The following is a 6,501-nucleotide window of genomic DNA, read 5'->3' on the forward strand; positions in this document are numbered from 1 at the left end:
AAAAAGACATCAGTCTTCGGGCCAGCAATGCAAAAAGTGGCTTGTCTTTCGGTACGCCGCGGTTCATCTGGAATGAAAAGTGTACTGAAGTGGTGGTTTCCGTTCCGGTCATGTCTCTGCCGGGCGAAAATTCCTCCGCTGTGCTGCGCGTGCAAGGTCTGCCCGACTTTATTGAGAAGAATGGCAAGCGTACTGTCCGGCCCGGAAAAGCCAATAGAGAAAATGTGGAGGCGCTGTTTGCGGTAGTTGGGCGTGACCGCATCATGAATGTTCAGAGTGTGACCGTAAAAACAGCCTACGGTCGAGGTCTTGAAAAAGAATATCACCTGATTGTGAAAACCAGCCTGCGCATGCTGCCTTCTGAACTGTTACATCACCTTGAGGTGATTCAGTTGCCCGAAAAAATAACCCCGGAAGCCGGGCAGGAGGCTGACTGGACAAAAATGCCCGCCATCAGCGCCAATGACATCAAACGGGGGAAAAAGCTGCAACCGGATCTTCTTCAGCCTGCGGACGAAGCTTCCGATACCATCGCATTACGCATACCGGCTGGCGCGGGGCGCGGTCTGCTGGCATCCGTAAAAAAAGGTCTTATCTCCATAGGGGGGATGTCGCTTACGGAGGCACGCCGTTTCATTCTTACCACGCCCCCTTTGGGAGCTGAACTGAACTTTCTTCAGCCCGGCAACATAATTACGCTCAGCGGCGATAAAAAACTTGATATTTATGCCGTAGGCCTGACTGGGATACAGTGGCGGGCCGAGCGGGTGCGTGATCCGTTTCTGGCCCTCCTGGCCAAAGATTCCGGATTTGAAGAAAATACGGCGGACTTTACCGTCATGAGTGATGCGGTTCAGGGTCATCTGGATATGCGCGGCTTTGGCGATGCAAAGGCGCCGGGCGAATCCTTTTTTGGCGTTCTGGATCTCGCGCCTCTTTTGCGCGGCCCGGACGGCCCGAAACACGGTCTTATGCGTATGACTGTCACCGGGCACAATGCAGACAGGCAGGTAGCCGAAGTTTCGCGCCTGTTGCTTGTTACTGATATGGGGCTGAACGTAAAAACAGCCTCTGACGGCACTCGTGCGGTATTTGTGCAGAATCTGGCTACAGGCAAATCCGTGGCCAATGCTGAAGTGCGCCTTTTAGGGGCCAATGGGCTGCCTGTATGCAGTGCATTTACCAACGCGCAGGGCAGGGCGGACCTGCCGTCAGCCGTGGGGCTGGAGCGTGAAAAACGGCCTGTGGCTGTAGTGGCGCTGGCCGCTGCTTCCGGTGGACAGGATATGGCCTGGCTTTCTCTTGACGACAACGCCCGCAATGTGGACTACAGCAATTTTTCCGTGTCCGGGCGTCATGCCGCTGGTAATGGGCTTATAGCTTCTGCCTTCAGCCAGCGTGGCCTGTATCTGCCCGGAGAAAAACTGCATTTCGGCTGCATTGTACGCCGGTTCGACTGGCAGCCTTTGCCGGCGGAACTGCCTCTGGAGGCGGTGCTTGTCAGCCCCACTGGTGCCGAGGTCATGCGCCGTCCGTTCACCTTGGGGGCTGAGGGCTTGCAGAATTTTGCCTGGAACAGCACCGAAGACGCCGCCGTGGGGCAGTATCGTCTGGACATTCGTCTGGCATCGGGCAAGCCCGGTTCCGGCTCAAGCGGTCCGGTGCTCGGCGGAACATCCACCCGAATTGAGGAGTTCCAGCCTGACACCCTGGCCCTGTCCACTTCTTTTGAGCCAGGAATTCCCAAGGGCTGGATCCGCACGGGCGTGGGGGCTTCTCCTGCCGTGGCCGTCGCCAGACTGGACAATCTTTATGGTGAACCTGCGGCCAATCATCGCATCCGCACGGCATTTCATGCCCGCAAGGGGATGCTGCGCTTTCCGGGATACGAAGAGTACGTTTTTTATGATGCTTCACCTTCCGGCGCGCAGGATCAGTATATGGATCTGCCTGAGGCCTTTACCAGCAGCAAGGGAATTGCCCGTTTGCCTCTTCCTCTCGACAGGCTTCAGGGGAACACTTTTTACGGCACCCTGATGATTGACGGCTTTGAGCCTGAGGGCGGCAGGGCGGTGACCCGTCAGATGTCGGCCCTGTTTTCTCCTTTGGAGGTGGCTCTTGGCTACAAAGGAGAAGAGCAGGCCAACAATCTGGAATATGTGCCACAACACTCCCGTGCCTTGCTGCGTCTTGTGGCGATCAACAATGATCTTGCACCGGTTGCCCTGCGTGGCGCCGAGATTGTGTTTTCGACCCGCCGCTACGTCAATAGCCTGGTTACAGACGCCCGGGGTGAATACTATTATGACGCCACCCCCGTGGATACGGAAATAAAACGGCAGACTGTGAACCTTGAGCCGCAGGGTTTGTCCTGGGCCATGCCCACATCCGAGGCCGGTGACTTTCTTGTGACCGTACGTCAGGCAAACGGCAGCATACTGGCGCTTATTCCGTATTCTGTGGCAGGCGACAGGCTGGCGGATCCGGCCGGGCTTTCCACCGGCTCGCTGGCAAAGGGCAACCTGCGGCTCAAGCTTGAAAAAGAGCATTACCAACCCGGCGAAACCATAAAAATGCGTCTTTCCACGCCTTACTCGGGGACTGGGCTCATTACTATTGAAAGAGAAAATGTGCTGACGCATGCGTGGTTTACGGCGCAGGCCGGAGAAAGCGTGCAGGAGATACAGATTCCCGAGCAGTTTGAGGGGCGCGGCTATGTCAACGTGTCCTTTGTCCGCTCTTTGGATTCAGAGGCTGTGTATATGAATCCCCATACATATGGGATGGCGCCTTTTACTGTCGGCATGAGCCGACGTGACATGGGTTTGAAAATCACAGCCCCCGAACGGGTGTTACCCGGCGAAAAGGTAACAGTGCGTCTGACATCACGCGTACCCGGAAAAGCTGTGCTTTTTGCGGTTGATGAGGGCGTGTTGCAGATCACCGGCTTTGCCACGCCGGATCCATTGCGTGAACTGCTCGGAGACCGCGCTCTTGACGTATCCACCATGCAGGCTTTTGATCTTCTTATGCCTGACCATGCACGACTGCAGGGGCGTATTCCCGGCTTCGGCGGCGATATGGCCGGTGCTGGGGGACGCTTTCTCAATCCGTTCAAAAGGCGTGGCGAGCCACCGTTTGCTTTCTGGCAGGAAGTAAGCGCGGTCAGCGCTGAGGGAACAGAAATCAGCTTTGATGTGCCGGCGTATGTGAGTGGCCGTATTCGGATTATGGCCGTTGGCAGCACTTCGGTCCACGATGGCCGGTCCACTGCCGGAAGCGCCCGTGCGGATATGGAAGTGCGGGGTTCGCTTATCTTGAAGCCCCTTCTGCCTTTGGCCGTGGTGCCGGGTGATGAATTTGACGCCGCGCTGGTCATAGCCAATACGGTAGAGGGCAGCGGCAAGGATGCCAGGGTGGCCGTAACAATGGAATGCGGACCGGAGCTGGTTTTTTTGAACGGTCAGAAGCCACAGCCGATTGCCGTTAATGAAAATGGCGAGGCAGTATTGCATTTTCGCATGCGGGCGCAGGATGTTCTGGGTTCCGCCGAGGTCCGTTTTACCGCTTCGCTGGAAGGAAAGGAAAAAGCGGGCAGCAGTATACGCAGGCAGAGCCTCTCTGTGCGTCCGCCCGCACCACGGGTTCGTACTGAGCAGGTTGTTGCTCTTGCCGGTGATATGGACGTACCCGTAAATCGCGATCTTTACCCTTATGAGGCCCAGGGACAGGCCACGGTATCGGCCCTGCCTGTTCTTGGTTTGCGTTCATTGCTGGCCCGTCTGGATACCTATCCTTACGGCTGCACTGAACAGCTTATCAGCCGGGCCATGCCGTATGTGGCTCTTCTTGCCGCGCCGGAACTGCGCAAGCAGGCGCTTAGCAGCCCGCGAACTTCTTCGGAAACGCTTGCCAAACGGGGCAATGCCGTTATCAGCGCCGCACTGGACACCATACGCAGTAACTTCCGCTATTATGAAGGAGTAAGCCTCTGGCCAGCATCCTCGGCCAATGACTTTGTTACCGCCTATGCCGGAGATTTTCTGCTCACCCTGCGGGAAAGCGGCGTTGTCGCGCCTGAAGGACTGACAAGGAATATCCTTGATTCGCTCGAGAACACGGTACGGCGTTCTCCGGTTGATGCAAATGATGGGCGTATCAAAGTCTATGGCGCATGGGTTCTGCTGCGTGACGGGCGCATCATGACGCAGGAAGTGGAGCGTCTGGAGCAGTGGTTCAAGGAAAATACCGATGGATGGGAACGTGACCTTGTGGCCGTGCTGTTGGCTGACTGCTATGACATGCTGCGTTTGAAGCGTCGCGCAGAGCAACTGATGCCTTCGGCGTTCGTTGCGGCAACAGGCGATTCTATGCTGGGGCAGGGCGCGGCTGCGGCCTTGCATGCGACTGTGGTTTTGCGGCATTTTCCTGAAAAGCGCCAGCAGGTGAATACGGACGTTCTGCTGGATGAAGCCTTCAATACCGCTGCAACCACAGTGGATATGGGACTTATATCCCGCGCTCTGGTCATGTTGGCGGGACAGGAGGCATCGCCTCCCGAAGGAATTTCCCTGACTTGCACGAGCTATGCACAGGGATTTTCCGCGCTGGAGCCGCAGGACAGCATGCGGGCATCGGTTCTCACTCTTGATGCTCCGGGCTGCCTCAATTACCGGGCAAGCGTACCCAGGGGCGACAAGGGTTGGAATTTGCATGTGGCGGCCGAAGGTTTTGAACGGAAGCCGCTTACGCCCGCTTCCAATGGTCTTGAATTGCAGCGACGCTATGTCAACAGCAATGGAGAGGCCGTCACCAGCGCCAGGCTTGGCGATGTGCTCACTGTGGAGTTGAGTCTGCGCTCTCCTGCTGCATACGCCAATGTGGTCGTGCCGGGCGGATTTGAGGCTGTGCTGGAAAAATCTGGGGCCACGGAATCGCAGGAAGGGCTCATACGGCATGAGCGGCGTGAGGACAGAGGAATCTTTTTTGTAAACACGGGACCACAGGTACGCACTTTTACCTATAAGGTCAGGGCCGCCACGCGCGGGCGTTTTGTATTGCCCTCAGCCATGGCTGAGGCCATGTACGAGCCTGCTACCAATGCCCGCCTGGGCGGTGGATACGTGAATATTGAATAAACCTTCAACTGGCTGCATGCCTGAAAATTGTTCTCTGCCCGACACGGACTGTTCTCAAAACCGTGCCGGGCAGAGACAATAAACGCAGGCGGCCTTTTGGGGCAGCCCCTCAAGAATCTGTATTCCTGTTCCCCCTCCTGTTTGAAATGACGAATACCCTGGGCCAGGCGAATCGTTTTTCGGGAGCACAGGAGTGTAAAAAATCTGCCTTGTTAAAAATGTGCCGCGACCAGGATCATGCAGAAAAAAGAAATTAGAAACAGATCCGCGATGATGTTACCCCCTACCAGGGACCAGAAGGCATTCGCTATGCCTGCAGGCTCGTGTGCATCCGGCATGCGCCGGGTCGGGTGCGGTTTTTGGCGGATAATCCGTTCGGTACGCTGGCATGTTGCCTTGCCGATTGTGGTCCTGGGGGCGGGTTTGCTCTGGTTGCATTATGCCCCGTGCAAACACCCCCTGGACAGTATCAGCTTTTCGCGCGTGGTGTATGACGGCAAAGGTGGCCTCATGCGCCTGAGTCTTTCCAAAGATCAAAAATACCGTATACGTACGCGCCTGTCAGATATCCCGGCCGCCGCCGTGGACTCCGTTTTGCGCTATGAAGACCGTTACTATTGGCAGCATCCGGGGGTTAATGTTCTGGCGCTTGTGCGCGCCGGGTTTGGTCTGTTGGCAGGGCAACGCATTATGGGGGGGTCCACCATCACTATGCAGGTGGCGCGGCTGGCACACGGTCTGGAGACGGGGAAGATCGGCGCAAAGCTGCGACAAATCGTTCTGGCCCTGCAACTCGAATGGCATTTCAGCAAGGAAGAGATACTTGAAGCCTACTTCAACCTTGCGCCTTACGGGGGCAATGTGGAAGGTATCGGGGCTGCGGCAATGGTGTATTTTCACAAAACTCCTGAGCAGTTGACCTCCGGCGAAAGCACTGCCCTTATGCTGGTGCCGCAAAATCCTGTGCGGAGGCGGCCTGCCGGGGATAATACACATTTTATGGCCGCATTCAGCCGTCTAGAGGCTGCCTGGCATGGTCGTCAGGAACACGCGCCCCTGCGCGTATATGGCCCCGAGAATCTGCCTTTTACAGCGCCCCATTTGAGCACCGAGCTTTTGCAGCAGCCGGATGGCAGTGACAGCCTGCACACCACGCTGGACCCGGCAAACCAGCGTCGTCTTGAGCGGCAATTGCGCCTGTTTACTGCAAGGCGTCATGATTACGGCCTTGTCAATGGGGCGGCGATGCTGCTCCACTGGCCCAGCATGGGAGTGCGCGCCCTTGCCGTATATGCAGATTTTGATAATAGCGACATAATGGGGCAGATAGACTGTACCCGGGCGCGACGCTCCCCCGGCTCCA

The 6,501-nt window shown here is 56.8% G+C and carries 2 protein-coding genes; both read left to right on the forward strand.

Annotated features, from left to right (window positions below):
* Nucleotides 1–110: 110 nt before the first annotated feature.
* Nucleotides 111–5,138, forward strand: a complete 5,028-nt coding sequence (locus QZ377_RS07485) for an MG2 domain-containing protein (protein WP_291440547.1) — start codon at nucleotides 111–113, stop codon at nucleotides 5,136–5,138.
* Between the two features lie 405 nt (nucleotides 5,139–5,543).
* Nucleotides 5,544–6,501 (forward strand): transglycosylase domain-containing protein (locus QZ377_RS07490; protein WP_291440548.1); only part of this gene is annotated, 958 nt, incomplete at its 3' end.

This window comes from Desulfovibrio sp., from assembly GCF_019424165.1.
Lineage (GTDB): Bacteria > Desulfobacterota > Desulfovibrionia > Desulfovibrionales > Desulfovibrionaceae > Desulfovibrio.